This window comes from Streptomyces sp. NPDC059828 (assembly GCF_042731955.1).
GTDB lineage: Bacteria > Actinomycetota > Actinomycetes > Streptomycetales > Streptomycetaceae > Streptomyces.
In genome coordinates, this window is sequence record NZ_JBHWIW010000010.1 from 23,636 (window position 1) to 37,873 (window position 14,238).

General features: G+C 62.2%; 14 protein-coding genes and 1 tRNA gene. All 15 read left to right on the forward strand.

Annotated features, from left to right (window positions below; genetic code table 11):
• Positions 1-84 precede the first annotated feature (84 nt).
• The gene (locus ACFV6V_RS08705; protein WP_385561122.1) at positions 85-1,800 is read left to right on the forward strand and encodes a recombinase family protein; all 1,716 of its coding nucleotides are present in this window, start codon (positions 85-87) and stop codon (positions 1,798-1,800) included.
• A gap of 449 nt (positions 1,801-2,249) precedes the next feature.
• Positions 2,250-2,325: transfer RNA gene (locus ACFV6V_RS08710), tRNA-Leu, on the forward strand.
• A gap of 44 nt (positions 2,326-2,369) precedes the next feature.
• Positions 2,370-2,717, forward strand: a complete 348-nt coding sequence (locus ACFV6V_RS08715; protein WP_385561125.1) for an HNH endonuclease — start codon at positions 2,370-2,372, stop codon at positions 2,715-2,717.
• 296 nt (positions 2,718-3,013) lie between these two features.
• Positions 3,014-3,358, forward strand: coding sequence for a phage terminase small subunit P27 family (locus ACFV6V_RS08720; protein ID WP_385561436.1), 345 nt, complete (start codon positions 3,014-3,016; stop codon positions 3,356-3,358).
• Positions 3,359-3,399: 41 nt separating this feature from the next.
• A complete protein-coding gene (locus ACFV6V_RS08725; protein WP_385561128.1) occupies positions 3,400-4,962 on the forward strand; it encodes a terminase large subunit domain-containing protein in 1,563 nt (520 codons plus the stop codon).
• Between the two features lie 147 nt (positions 4,963-5,109).
• A complete protein-coding gene (locus ACFV6V_RS08730) occupies positions 5,110-6,363 on the forward strand; it encodes a phage portal protein (RefSeq protein WP_385561131.1) in 1,254 nt (417 codons plus the stop codon).
• Entirely contained in the window at positions 6,326-6,943 is a 618-nt protein-coding gene (locus ACFV6V_RS08735; RefSeq protein ID WP_385561133.1) for an HK97 family phage prohead protease, read from the forward strand. Before ACFV6V_RS08730 ends, ACFV6V_RS08735 begins: the two co-directional genes overlap by 38 nt.
• Positions 6,943-8,118 (forward strand): phage major capsid protein, encoded by a 1,176-nt coding sequence (locus ACFV6V_RS08740; RefSeq protein ID WP_385561136.1) that lies wholly within the window; start codon positions 6,943-6,945, stop codon positions 8,116-8,118. The genes ACFV6V_RS08735 and ACFV6V_RS08740 overlap by 1 nt, the downstream gene beginning before the upstream one ends.
• Before the next feature lie 74 nt (positions 8,119-8,192).
• The gene (locus tag ACFV6V_RS08745; protein WP_385561139.1) at positions 8,193-8,558 is read left to right on the forward strand and encodes a hypothetical protein; all 366 of its coding nucleotides are present in this window, start codon (positions 8,193-8,195) and stop codon (positions 8,556-8,558) included.
• A 10-nt stretch (positions 8,559-8,568) separates the two neighbouring features.
• Entirely contained in the window at positions 8,569-9,000 is a 432-nt protein-coding gene (locus tag ACFV6V_RS08750) for a hypothetical protein (protein WP_385561142.1), read from the forward strand.
• A gap of 9 nt (positions 9,001-9,009) precedes the next feature.
• Complete coding sequence (locus tag ACFV6V_RS08755; RefSeq protein WP_385561145.1) at positions 9,010-10,014, forward strand: phage tail tube protein; 1,005 nt, start codon at positions 9,010-9,012, stop codon at positions 10,012-10,014.
• 36 nt (positions 10,015-10,050) lie between these two features.
• The gene (locus ACFV6V_RS08760; protein ID WP_385561148.1) at positions 10,051-10,479 is read left to right on the forward strand and encodes an HK97-gp10 family putative phage morphogenesis protein; all 429 of its coding nucleotides are present in this window, start codon (positions 10,051-10,053) and stop codon (positions 10,477-10,479) included.
• 2 nt (positions 10,480-10,481) lie between these two features.
• On the forward strand, positions 10,482-10,742 hold the full coding sequence (locus tag ACFV6V_RS08765; RefSeq protein WP_385561151.1) for a hypothetical protein: 261 nt from the start codon (positions 10,482-10,484) through the stop codon (positions 10,740-10,742).
• Positions 10,743-11,018: 276 nt separating this feature from the next.
• On the forward strand, positions 11,019-13,346 hold the full coding sequence (locus ACFV6V_RS08770) for a phage tail tape measure protein (protein WP_385561154.1): 2,328 nt from the start codon (positions 11,019-11,021) through the stop codon (positions 13,344-13,346).
• Between the two features lie 45 nt (positions 13,347-13,391).
• Positions 13,392-14,195, forward strand: coding sequence for a hypothetical protein (locus ACFV6V_RS08775; protein WP_385561157.1), 804 nt, complete (start codon positions 13,392-13,394; stop codon positions 14,193-14,195).
• The last annotated feature ends 43 nt before the right edge of the window (positions 14,196-14,238 follow it).

Genomic DNA, 14,238 nt, shown 5'->3' on the forward strand with positions numbered 1-14,238 from the left:
GGGGAAACGCGGATTTCGTGCCTGTACTAGGCAACCCTTGCGCTCCCGGGTCGGAGGTATCCGCACCTCGACACGGGAGACCACATGGAACGCGACGACCTGCCCACACTGCGCGGCATGGGCTTCAAGGACGACGAACTGAGAGAGCTGGGGCTCTGGCAGGTGGCAACCGGCAAGCCCGACGACCTTGCAGAGGCGTACATCAGGCGCTCAAAGAAGAAAGACACGCTCGCCACCCTGCGAGAGCACTTGCGGGAAGTCTGCCGGAAGGCGCGAGACGAAGGGAAGAAGATTCGTCACGTGTGGTTCGAGCAGCGCTCTGCCTCGAAAGCCCACATTCGGCGGGAAGAGTTCGAAAACGCAACCTCAGCCATTATCGAAGGTGGTAAGTCAAAGACGCTTTATGTCTGGAAGACGGACCGTCTTTCTCGGCGCGGCATGGGGGCCGTTGACCGGCTGATTGACGAAATGGAGCCGAAGGGTGCCAGGATCGTTGTTACCAGCGAAGGACTCGATAGCTCACTTCCAGGCATGCGCATGATCTTCGGAATTCTTGCAGACCGGGCGCGGCAAGAGGCGAAGGACATTGCAATGCGTACAAAGATTGGCGGAGATGCCCACAAAGCTGAGGGGAAATGGCCGGGTGGCGTTCCTCCTTACGGCCTTGAAGTCGTAGACGGAAAGCTGCGGCGCAAGCAGTCCGAGTACCAGTACGCGCGCCCGTTGATCGCTGAAAAACTCCTCAAGGGCGTTGTCCCTGCCGTCATCGCTGACGATCTAAACCGGCGGAAGATTCCGACACGCAAGGGGAAGAAGTGGCGGGCGCAGACAGTCATTCACCTCGCGTACTCGCCCAGTTGGGCCGGGCTGATTCCGGACCGAGAGAGGGCGGTCGACGCAAACGGCGTGCCTATCGACAAGTGGTATCGGCGAGGACAGCCCCTTATGGATTCAGCCGGGCATCCCATCTCAGTGGGTGAGGGTGTGGTGACATTTGCCGAGTGGCAAAAAATCAACAAACTGATCGCTGGGCGCGCCCGACCCGGAACAACAATTGGCGACAAGACACGGGGAGTGCGCAAAGCGGCAACCATCATGACCGGCGTTTTCAAGTGCCCCCTTTGCAAGGGGCTCATGGGGAACGGGGGTGCCAATTACCGTTGCCTTGCGCGCGTAAATCAGGGTCCCTCCGTGTGTGTAGGGATAGCTACGACTCGCGGCCGTGTGGACGATGCCATGGAGACGATGTGGAGAAACCACATCTTGAGTCTGTCGCCAGAATCCACAACCATCCAAACAATTGCACGCGACTGGTTGGCGTATGAGGACCCGGGTAAGGAAGCCAGAAAGCAGCAAGTGGCGGCGGCTCTGGATAGTGCCCTTGCGCGTCAGCTCAAGCTGAACAAGGAATACTTTCTCGGTGTCTCATCTGGCATGGATGAAGAGACGTTCGAGTCGCTACGGCGTGACGTCGGAAACCAAATAGACAGCCTCAAAGCAGAGTTGGCGGAATTGGGTAAGGGATCTGACCTTACGCCACTCATGAACGCTGAGGCGCTTATTGCGCTGTGGGAAGTGGCGGGAATCGAAGGACGACGGGCACTGATTGCAGCAGCCGCGAAGACCGTAACAATCACTCCCCCGAAGTGCAGGGGTGACCGTACGCCGATTGAAAAGCGTCTAGTGATCACCTGGAAGGACACAGAGGATGTCCGGAACATCGACAGCGCACTAGCAGCTGTACAGCGAAGCAAGGAACGCCGAGAGGCCGCCGAGCAGTCAGCGGCCCTGATGGCCTGAGAGCCCCTGAGACGGCCCCGGTTGGCATCACGCCTCCCGGGGCTTTCTCATGCCCGCACACGGACGTAAATGGCCCCTTGGAGCCACCTGTGTCGTTGCCAGCCCGAGGGGCCTGGATCATCCGTCTGCCGGGTTGGCATGAGCATGACTCCGTGTGATCAGTCGCGCACGGGGCGTGAGGATCCACCTCTTTCAGCGAGGGTGGGTGCGGTGGAACGGTGGTTCATACCTTGATTCCGGTATCCCTTGAGAAAGTCACAAGGAAAACAGAATCGGGCTTCAAATCACCGTTTCACCGCACTGTGACCGGCGTCACTCGACGGGTTTTCCCAAAGTCGTCTTCCGGCGCGCTATCGGGTAACCCTCGCGCTCTAGTAAGGGCAGAGAGAGTGGGGGTTACCGCGCACCCCTCGGCGGCACGGCGGACCGAGTCCCCTGCTCTCTCGCATACCTGCCTAGCCCAACGGTAGAGGCGCACGGCCTAGACCCGTGATGGTCCCGGTTCGAATCCGGGGGCAGGTACCACCACCGAGTCACGTGACTCGGTGCCTAGGGGGAGGGGTGGTTCCATGCGTGTCCGGTGCCTTGACTGTCGAGAGTGGGCCACCCTCAAGGGTCGGTGCACTGAGCATCGCAAGGCGTACGAGTCTGGTCGTACGGTGCAGTCGCATCGCAAGCGGCGTGAGGCTGTCGCCCGTGGCAGTAACGCTGCGGCGACCCTGCGCAAGGCCGTGCGTGCGGCTGTGGGTGGAACGTGTGCGCACTGCGGTGGCATCTTCCTGCCTAGTCAGGTGGACATTGATCACGTCAAGCCTCTCGCCCTTGGCGGTGAGGATGTGGCGAGCAATGTGCAGGTGCTCTGTAAGCGGTGCCATCGCATCAAGACCGCAATGGACTTCGGTAAGCGTCCATTCTGATTCCGATGGGAGGGCAGGGCGCTTCGGAAGTTCCCGAGGCATGCTCTCTGGCGATCCCGGCCCAAGCTCGAAAAACACGCGCTAGGTGTGACGCCATTTTTGGGTGGCCGATCCGTGCGGCTACTGGGCAAGCTCTGATTCGGACCTGCGAGAAAGGCACCCTTTAAGGGGTCGGTAAGGCCCGTAAAGGGGGTGTCAGTGTGTCCCGAAGCAAGAGCCCCGAGCAGCGCACCGGGCACGCGAACAGCGCCGCCGAGAGTGTTGCGCCTGTCGTGCACGAGGGTCGCGCTCCGCGAGTGCCTACCGGACTCAAGCGTGTTGGCCGTGAGGTCTGGCGCGCTGTCTGGTCGGCCGGTAGCGGGGCGTACTCGCCTGAGACCGATCGGAACATCATTCTGCGGTACTGCGAACTGTACGACCGGCGTGCGGCCCTGCTTGCGGCTGTCTCCAGTGACGGACTCATGACCGTGGGCTCTACCGGTCAGCCTGCCGTTCACCCTGCCATGCGCTACGTGGAGTCCACGGAGAAAGAGCTACGCGCAATCGAAACCGTCATTGGCTTCACTCCCGAGGCGCGCATGCGTCTGGGGATCGTGGCCGCAGAGGCTCGACGCGTGGCGGCGGGGCCTGAAGATTTCTGACCACCGGGTCACGTGACTCGGTGCCACGGTGGGGGGTGCGCGTGACCAGTCTTGACCCTGTCATCGCGCGCCACATTCCGGCCGACGCGCCGTTCCCTTCCGAGGGGTATCGGGTCGCCAACTGGATTGAAAGGTTCTGCCGCCTTACCGGCTCTTTCGCCGGTCAACCTTTCCGGCTCCTTGGCTGGCAGCGTGAACTACTCGTTGACGCGTACGAACTTCGGCAAGATGCATTCGGCCGGTGGATTCGCAAACACCGAATGTGCGTGGTCTGCATTGCCCGCAAGAACGGGAAGTCGACCATTGCGGCGGCCATCATGCTTTACCACCTGATAGCCGACCGTGCCGACGCTCAGCGACAGATCATCGCTGCGGCCAATGACCGCAATCAGGCTCGAATGGTTTTCGACGCTGCAAAGCAGATGGTGAACGCTTCTCCGAAGCTGTCGGCTGTCTGTGATGTTCAGCGCGACGTGATCAAGTTTAAGGACTCCACCTATCGCGTGGTGTCGGCGGACGCTGGACGGCAACAGGGCCTGAACCCGTCGGCTGTCTCCTTGGATGAGTACGCGTTCAGCAAGTCGCCCGATTTGTTTGATGCCTTGACGCTGGGCGGTGCGGCACGTCATCAGCCGATTACCTGGGTCGTCTCGACAGCGGGACCCGACCCGGACGGTCCGTTTGCCAAGCTCTGTGAACAAGGCGAGCGGGTCAACTCCGGTGAGGCCGTGGACCCGACACTCTTCTATCGGAGTTGGGGTCCCCGCATCGGGGAACAGGTTGACTACCTGGACCCCGAAGTCTGGCGGGCTTGCAATCCCAGCTTCGAGATTCTGAATGCTGCGGACTTCGAGGCTGCTGCACAGCGGAGTTCGGAAGCTAGCTTCCGCATCTACCGTCTGTCGCAGTTCGTGCGTGGCGCGTCGACGTGGCTGCCTCACGGCCTGTGGGACTCCCTTGCGGCAGACGACACCCTGAACCCCGGTGACGCCGTGGTGTTGGGTTTTGACGGCTCCTGGAAGGGTGACAGTACGGCCCTGGTTGCCGCCCGCGTGCATGACCTCCGGGTGTTCGTTCTGGGTCATTGGGAGGCCCCGCCGGATGACGCACATTGGCGCGTCCCCATGGCCGACGTGCGTGACGCTCTCCGCTCCGCGCTGGAAACGTACAGCGTCCGCAACCTTGTGGCCGACCCGTACCGGTGGGAAGAGACCCTAGAGAACCTTGAGGCTGAGGGATGGCCCGTTGAGGCTTTCCCGACCAACAGTCTCAAGCGCATGGTTCCGGCGACTCAAGCCGTCTACGACGCGTGCCGTGATGGTCGCTTGTCGCATGACGGGGATCCGGCCCTTGCCCGGCACATCGGTAACGCGGTGCTGCGAGAGGACAAGTACGGGGCGCGCATCACGAAGGAGCATGCGTCTTCCCGCCGAAAGATTGACCTAGCGGTTGCCATGATCCTCGCCGTTCATGGCGCGGTCATGTTTCGGGACGAGAACTCCCACCTGATTGAGACGGCAATCGTCGCCACGTGGGAAGACAAGGACGGTCGCGTCATCAACGTCGGCTCCCCTGAGTTCGACCAGTACCTAGAAGACCACTAGGTCACCGAGTCACGTGACTCGGTGGTCCATTTCCATGAGGGGGGCTCCATGGGTTTTTGGCGTGCGCTCTTCCGGGGGCCGTCCCGGGAGACTGAGAAGCGGGCACAGTGGGACCCGGTCACGGATCTCTTCCCGATACCCGGTGCCATGTCGGCGGCAGGCCAGAAGGTTGATGCGAACAGCGCGCTTACGGTGTCAGCCGTATTTGCCTGCGTCCGCCTTCTGAGCGAGACGATATGCACGCTGCCGGTGGCTACCTACTCCCGAAGGGGAGGGGTGCGCAAGGAGATCAAGTCGCCCACGTGGCTGGACTATCCAACCGCTGAACCGGGCGGGCTCGGCCGCATCGACCTTCTGTCTCAGGTCGTGCTTTCCCTCTTGCTGGACGGCAACGCCTATCTAGCCGTTCTGTGGAATGGGCCGAACATTGTTGGCCTTGAGGTGCTGGACCCGAACCGCATCGACACGCATACGGTCGTGGTGGACGGTAAACGCCGCAAGGTCTTCTATGTGGCCGACTATGACGACGACGGCAACGAAGTCGCTCTAGGGTGGTACACGACCAGGGACATTCTGCATATCCCCGGGATGATGCTGCCGGGCGAATTCACCGGGGTGTCACCCATCGCGTTCGCTCGGGAGTCCATCGGTCTGGCCATGGCGGCACAGACCTATGGGGCGAAGTTCTTTGCGAACGGCGCTATGCCAGGTGCGCTCATCGAAGTGCCCGGGGCAATGTCGGAGGAGGGGCTAGCCCGCGCTCGTGAAGCGTGGCGGCTGGCCAACTCAGGGGCTGAGAACGCGCATAGGGTCGCGCTGCTGACCGAGGGTGCCAAATTCTCGAAGGTGGCGTTGAGCCCCGATGAGGCGCAGTTCTTGCAGACGCGCCAATTCCAGGTTCCGGAGATCTCCAGGATTTTCGGCGTTCCGCCTCACCTGATTGCCGACGCGACGAATTCAACTAGCTGGGGTTCGGGGCTCGCTGAGCAGAACCAGGCGTTTGCCATGTTCTCTCTGCGTCCGTGGCTTGAGCGCATCGAGTCCGGGTTTACCCGGCTGCTCTACGCGGAGACGGCTAACCGTCAGCTCTTCGTGAAGTTCAACCTTGACGGCATTCAGCGCGGCGCTCCGAAAGAGCGCATGGACATGTACTCAATCGGCTTGCAGCAGGGCATTTACAGCATCGATGAAGTGCGCGCATGGGAAGACCTGGAGCCCCTGCCGGATGGCTTGGGTGCAGTGCACCGCGTGCCCATGAACCTTGCCGACGTTGCCGACGATCCGGCTGAGCCTGCGGCCGTCGAGTCCCCGACTACAGACACAACCCCCGATACCGGGGACGCACAGGAGGGGGAATCAACCGTTGACGACCGAACGCCGGAACCTAGCCCGACCGGCTGAGCTTCGCTCCGAAGGCGACACCGTCACCATGCGCGGATACGCCTACCGATTCAACGAACTGTCGCATGACCTAGGCGGATTCCGGGAGCGGATCATCCCCGGTGCCGGTGCTGAATCGCTCCGCACGAATGACGTGCTGGCCACCTTCAACCACGACATGAACCAGGTACTTGGGCGGTCGAGTTCAGGCACGCTGCGAACCGGTGAAGACGGTGACGGCGGCTGGTATGAGATCGACCTACCGAACACCACGGTTGGTCGAGATCTTGCCGAACTCATTGCGCGCGGAGACGTGCGCGGAAGTTCGATGACCTTCCGGGTTCGGGAGGGTGGCCAGCGCGTTCATGACGAACTGGACGACGAGACCGGATTGCCCATTCGCGAGATCACGCGCATGGACGTCGCTGAACTCGGACCGGTTCTCACCCCGGCATACCCGACCACTGACGCCGCACTCATGCGCTCCATTGCGCTGACTCTCGGCATCACCGGGCAGACCACCGAGTCACGTGACTCGCTGCCAGACCATCCGGCGCGTGACCTGGTCCGCGCACTTCTAAACAAGGGGGGTGTCCAGTAATGGACGCACAGACTCTGAGCGCGAACTTTGAGGCGCGCGAAAAGGCCGCTTCCGAACTCCGTGCACTCACCGATGAGTTCGCCGGTAAGGACATGGACGCTGGGGCGCGCGAGAAGGAGACGCGCCTACTCGATGCCATTGCGGACTATGACGGCCGCGTGAAGCGCGGCATTGAAGCCCTGAACGCTGAGACTTCCGTCAACGCGCTCATGGCCGGACTCAAGGGCAAGGGCAGCAAGCGTGAGGCTCAGGACAAGCTATCCGAGGCGGCAACTCAGCTTCGGTCGCTGGGACTTCATCAGTCGGCCACGTTCGCCCCTGAGAAGCGCGCCGTGGACACGGTCACGGGCAAGAACGTCATTCCGCGCACCCTGTTTGGTCAGCTTCTCGCCGAGGCGGTTCAGCGGTCTACCGTCATGCGCAACGGTGCTTCGATCCTGACCACGTCCGGGGGCGAGTCCATCGACTTCACCGTTGTCACCGGTCGTGCGTCTGCGGGCATTGTGGCGGAGAACGCCAACATTCCCGAGTCCACCCCGACCACGGCTGTCCGGTCGGTCGGTGCCTTCAAGTACGCGTACGCCTCGGTGGTTTCCACGGAGTTCATCGAGGACCAGGCGCTAGACCTTGTCGGCTTCCTGGTGGGCGACGCTGGCCCCGCACTGGGCCACGGCATGGGTACTCACTTCCTGGTCGGTACCGGTACTGGCCAGCCGAAGGGAATCGTTGGCTCTGCTTCGGCGGCTGTTGCCACGTATGTGGCGACCGCGAAGGACACCACGGTTTCCGACGCGTTCATTGATCTCTTCTACGAACTGCCGTCGTCCTACCGCACGAATGCAACGTTCATCGTGGCCGACAAGACTGCCGCGCTCATGCGGAAGTTGAAGGATGCCAACGGTCAGTACATGTGGCAGAGCGCGCTAACGGCTGGCGCACCGGATACCTTCAACGGCCGACCGGTCGCAACGGACGTTGCCATGCCGGAAGACAAGGTGCTTTTCGGTGACCTGAGCAAGTACAAGGTTCGCCTTGCCGGACCGCTCCGTGTTGAGCGCTCGGTGGACGCAAAGTTCCAGTCCGACCAGATCGTCTACCGGTTCATTCAGCGGGCGGACGGTCTTCTCACCGATCAGCTCAGCGCCAAGGTTCTGACTGTTACCCCCAAGCCGTAAGGCATGGCGGGAAGTTGAGGGGTGGCCACTCAGTCACGTGACTCGGTGGTCACCCCTCCCTTGAGGGGGTGAACGTGTCTTACGCAACGGTGGAAGAAGTCCGCACGCTGGACGGCATGGAAGACGCGTCGCTTTTCCCGGACGGCACGCTTTCCGACGCAATCGCCTACGCGGTTGAGATTGTCGAAACCTACTGCGGCCGGAAATGGGAAGGGACCGATGCGCCTCCGGAAACGATCCGGTGGTGCGTGCGAACTCTCGCCCGTCAGTACTGCCTTGACCTTGTGTCCCGTGTACCGGATAGGGCGCTACAGCTTCAAAGCGAGTTCGGCTCAGTCCAGTTGGCGCAGGCTGGCGGCACGTGGCGGCCGACTTCCCTTCCGGAAGTGAACGCGCACTTGAACCGGTACCGCATCAGGCTGCCGTTCATCTTCATGTAAGGGGGCAACTGTGGCGCTGGTATTCGACGCAAAGGTTGCCCTGTTCGACTGCCTCAAGGAAGCTGTCCCGGCAGGGGTGCAATGCACCTTTGCCGAGACCGGCAAGAACGACCGACGGCAACAGGTCTGGCTAGGGGCCACGGGGGACGAAGAGCTTGCAGCCGTTGCCATGCGGCAGGGGCCGCGCAAGCCCACGGCCGTCACAAGCTACGTGGACGTTCACGCGCTGGTCATCTCTCCCGGGGACCCGATAGGCGCTGAGAGGACCGTCTACGGCCTTCGTGACGCCATTGCCGACGCCTGCCGTGCTCTGGCTCCGGCCAGTGTGCCGGGACTACTTGACGTGCGGCCGGAATCCTCCGAGACGGAGACGGCCGAATCAACCGATGGCGCGTACGCCGCGCTGACTGTCCGCGTACGCATTCGCGGCCGGACCACCTAGGGGGGAAGCATGGCACTCGACGCTGCCATTGGCATTGGCAAGGAATCCGCATACGGCACGGCCGCAACGTCCATGCTGGGCTATGAGGGCAAGTCCGACTCATGGAAGACCACGCGAGAGTTCATTGAAAGTGTGGGGTTCCGTGCGGGCATGCAGACCGCCCGTGCTGACCGGCGAAACGTCATCAACATGGGCGGCGAAGGGGAATTGGAAGTCGACGTGCTCGACGCCGGTGCGGCTGCCCTTCTCTCCGCCGCATTCGACGCCTACAACGGCGGCACCGCCAACGCTTCGAGCGGACTGACCACGCACGTCTTCGAGAGCGCGGCCAACACGGCTTCCCCGTCGTTCACGGCCCAGATGACCAGGCCGACCACCGACGGCAAGTCGGTCGCGTACAAGCACGTCGGATGCGTGGTCACAGAGTGGGAACTGACCGCAGAGGTAGAGAACGCTGTCACCCTCAAGGCGACGTTCGACTTTCAGGACGTCACGCATTCCGACAAGCCGACTGACGCGCTGCCGATCGCGTACCCGAAAGAGGCGTACGTCTATGACTGGACCCGCACGGCTATCGCGCTGACCATCGGCGGCAAGGCCGTCACGATGGACGCGAACAAACTGGAGCTGTCCGCCGACCGTGGCATGAAGGTTGACCGGCGCTTCCTGCGCGGCAACGCCCTCAAGAAGACGCCCGTACGTGCGGCCATGCCGACGTATGAGGGCACGCTAGAAGGGGAGTTCACCGCTGACGCTCTCAAGGCGTACGAGGCTTTCATAGGCGGCACTGTGGCCTCTCTCGTTGTGGACTTCGCGGGCATCACTCCCGGCACGTCCATGCGCATCGAAGCCCCGGCGGTCCAGTTCACGGGCGACAGTCCCGAAGCATCCGTTGACGACGTCACTACGGTTGAACTCCCGTTCCGCATACTCGACCCCGGGGACGGCCGTGCGGCACTCAAGCTGACCTATGTCGACCCCACGCCGGGCTTTACTCCACCCGCTCCGCAGTGACCACCGAGTCACGTGACCCAGTGACAGGGGGTGGCGGTGGCTGGCTCCCGGTTCTCGGTTCAGGTTGAGGGCCTGAACCAACTGAAGAAGACCCTTCGTCAGCTCAAAGACAAAGACCTCTCGAAGCGGGTCCGGGAGGTCAACAAGGAAGCGGCGGAGATAGTCAAGCCCGACGCTCAGCGCGGAGTTCCGCAACATGTGCGGACACCGAAGGACAACAAGAAGTACCGGCCCGGCAAACTCGCCCGATCGGTCAAGGTTGTCGCGTCGGCCAACTCCGCTGCCATCAAGGCGGGTACCGCATCCCGCGCACCCTATGCCGGGGCAATCCACTTCGGTTACCCGAAGAGGGGCATCCGCCCTAACCGCTTTCTCTACCGGGCTATGGCCCGCAACAGCGAAAAGGTTTCCGAGACGTACGAGCGTGAGATCACCGCCGTACTCCGCAACAAATTGGAGAGCTGATTATGGGTAAGAAGAACGCTTCAGAGATTCTTTCTCTGGATATCGACAGCCTTTCGATCGATGAGATCGAAATCATCGAAGACATCATTGACGGTCCCCTCGATCAGCTTGCCAAGCCTGGTGCGCGAAAGGCAAAGCTACTGCGCGCTATGGCCGTTGTGATCAAGCGGCGAGAGGATCCGTCGTTCTCGGCTGAGGATGCGGGCAAGCTCCGCATCGAGTTCAAGAAGACGGCAAAGGACCCTTCCGCGCTCAGCGAGTGATTGCGTGCGCGCGTCTGGTCGGCCACTTCCGGGGGCTCACGTGGTCGGACGTACGCGCGCTCTCGCTGAGGGATTTCAACACGCTGGTCGATCAGATGACGGCTGACGTTGAGGAGCAACAGAAGGCGGAGGGGCGCGCGTCACGTGGCCGTTCCGGGGGGCCGGTGCAGGGGGAGCGCCGGACGCCTGTCATGACCTGATTCTCACTCTGCGTATACCAAAGCCCCCATGCCGGCGCACCGCGGGATATACGCAGCGTAACTATGGGGGGTTCTGGTGGCCAAGCCGATCACGATTACCTTGCTGGGTGATCTAGACGATCTCAGCCGCTCACTCAGCGACGGGGCGGCGGATGTAACGAACTTCGCCGACCAGGTCGAGGACGCTCTACGGGCGGCTACCGAAGAGGCGGGACGCCTCGGGGAGGAAGTCGCCCACGGTGCCGACGACGCCAGCGACGGAATCAGCGGCCTTGCCGACAAGTTCGGCGGGCTCGCTGCCGCCGCTGGCGTTGCCGTCGGCGCTTCATTGTTCGCCGGGATCAATGAGGCCATGGACCGAGAGAAGGGAAACGGCCTTCTCGCTGCGCAGCTCGGTGCCAATCCGGATGAAGCGAAGCGGTTGGGTGAGGCAGCTGGGGCGGTCTACTCGGCCGGTTACGGCGAATCCATCGCTGACGCCAATGAGGCGTTGAAGTCGCTTTGGCAACAGGGCCTTGTGCCTGCCGGTGCCACAGCAGGGGAAATGGCCAACATCTCCAAGAAGGCAATGGACGTTGCCAACGTCCTTGGGGATGAAGTCGGACCGACTGCCAACAGTGTCGGTCAGATGCTCAAAACGGGAATGGCGAAGAACGCCGACGAAGCCTTTGACATTCTCGTTCGCGGCGCTCAAGTCGGCGGAAATAAAGCTGAAGACTTGTTGGATACGTTCAATGAGTATTCGGTCCAGTTCAAGAAAGTCGGTCTTGACGGCAAGACCGCAATGGGCCTGATATCTCAGGGACTGCAAGGCGGTGCGCGTGATGCCGACCTGGTGGCGGACTCCATTAAGGAGTTCTCCATCAGAGCCATTGACGGCAGCGCAACCACGGCGGCGGGTTTCAAGGCGATCGGCCTTGACGCTAAGGACATGGCCGCCAAGATTGCGGCCGGTGGGCCGTCCGCCGAGAAGGCGCTAGGGCTCACGCTGGACAAGCTACGGGCCATCAAGGACCCAGCGGAGCGAAGCGCGGCGGCCGTCAACCTCTTCGGAACCCAGGCAGAGGATATGGGTTCCGCCTTGTACAAGCTCGATGTGAGCACGGCCGTTAGCGGTCTGGGCAAGGTCGACGGTGCTGCGAAGGCTGCTGGCGACACGATGCACGACAACGCGTCACAGAAGATCACAGCATTTTGGCGGGGACTCCAGACGCTTGCGGTCGACGTGATCGGCGGGACAGTGCTTCCGGCCATCGAGGGGCTAGCGGGCAAGTTCGCCACGCTGGGTCAGTGGGTGGAGGCGAACAGGACCCCGATCCTTACCGTGGCGGGAGTCCTGACGGCTGTCATGCTGCCTGCCCTCATTCAGTGGGGCGTTCAGTCGGTTGTCTCCGGGGCTCAGGCGGTAGGCGCGTGGGTCACGTCGGCAGCGACGGCCACCACGTCCGCACTGACGCAGGTCACGGCCTCATGGTCGGTGGTGGGCGGTTGGCTCAAGGCAGGCGCTCAGGCCGTCATATCCGGTGCCATCGTCGTGGGCCAGTGGGTAGCCGGTGCTGCTGCCGCCATCCTCAACGGCGGAATCATGGTCGCTCAGTGGCTCCTCATGGGCACACAGTCCATGATTCAAGCCGCACGCATGGCCGCCGCGTGGCTCATCGCCATGGGTCCCATTCCGCTGATCATCGCGGCCGTTGTCGGGCTGGCCGTACTCATCTGGCAAAACTGGGACACCATCAAGCAATACACGTTGCTCGCCTTTAACTGGGTGTGGGACAAGATCAAGGGCGTTTTCGAGTTCATCAAGAACTTGTTCCTGAACTTCACCGGCCCCGGGCTGCTGATCAAGCACTGGGACACCATTTGGACGGCAACGAAGAACACGTTCAACGCCGTGAAGACCTTCGCATCGGATGCGCTCAATGCCGTGGTCGGCTTCGTCCGATCACTTCCCGGGCGCATCCTTGCGGCAGGTGTGGCGCTGCTGAACGCCGGAAAGTCCATCGGTGGATACGTGATCGACGGAATCAAGAACGGCTTGTCCAAACTGGGTGGCTTCGCAGCGTCCTTGGGATCCGCCGTGGCGTCGGCCGCCAAGGGGGCAATCAATAGCGTCATCGACCTGTTGAACTGGGCCATCCCCAACAAGCTGGGATGGGGGGCGTTGTCCATCGACATTCCCGACAACCCCATTCCGAAGATCCGGGCCATGGGTGGTCCCGCATCGGGGCTTACTCGCGTGGGTGAGCGTGGCCCGGAGTGGGTGAATCTGCCGGGAGGCTCCCATGTGATCCCGAACCATGCGGGACCCGCGACGGCTGGCGTGACGGTCAACGTGACCAGTGCCGCCGACCCGTTCGCAATCGGGCGCGAAGTCGCTTGGGCGCTTCGGGTCGCGCGCTAGCACCGAGTCACGTGACTCGGTGCCACATCTCAAGAGGGGGAATTCATGGCAGAGTTGGACGACTGGACATGTGAGTACAACGGCCTGGTCGTCGGGTCGTCCGATTCCGCCGCGTCCCTCGTGGCCGTTGACGGTCTTCTCTCGCTGCCGGACATGCGCACGGCGGATCTCGTCCTAGTGCAGCGCCACGGGCTCTACCCCGGGGATGACTACATGAGCGGCCGAACGGTCACGCTGACGCTTGAGGTCTACGGCAGCACCGGGGAGGTGTTCACGGAGGCGCTGAACGCCGTGTACGCGGCCTTCGGGCCAGCCGAGAGGGAAATCCCCCTACGGTTCCGATTCCCCGGCGTAGCGGGCGGACGGACGGCTTACGTCAATGTCCGCCCGCGCAAGCGAAGCGCACCGCTTGACCTGAACTTCGCGTACTCCGTGTGCAACGTGGTGGTCGAACTCTTCGCCACCGATCCGTACATCTACGCGGACGCGCCGGTTTCGCTCGCGCTCTCCGCTCCCTGGCAGGGTTCTGATCCCAAACTTCGGTTCTCCCAGGTGGGGTCCGTGCCCGCGCTGCCGGTCATCAAGCTGACCAACGCGAAAGACTGCGTGATCAAGGACGAGATATCAGGCAAGTGGTTCGGCATGGCCAACCTCGCTGGCGGGCTCACCATCAATTCCGAGACTCAGGCGCTTACGGCAACGGCCAGCGGAACCGGTTTCAACGACCGTATTACGGCGGGCTCCACGTGGCCCGAATTCGCATTCGGCGAGCATCGCCTTTCCATGACGACGCTTGCCGTGAACAGTCCGACAACGGCTGAGATCACGTGGCGGGACCGGTGGGTGTGATGACGTCGTCGGCCAGATACTCAGTCGTACAGACCAACGTGAA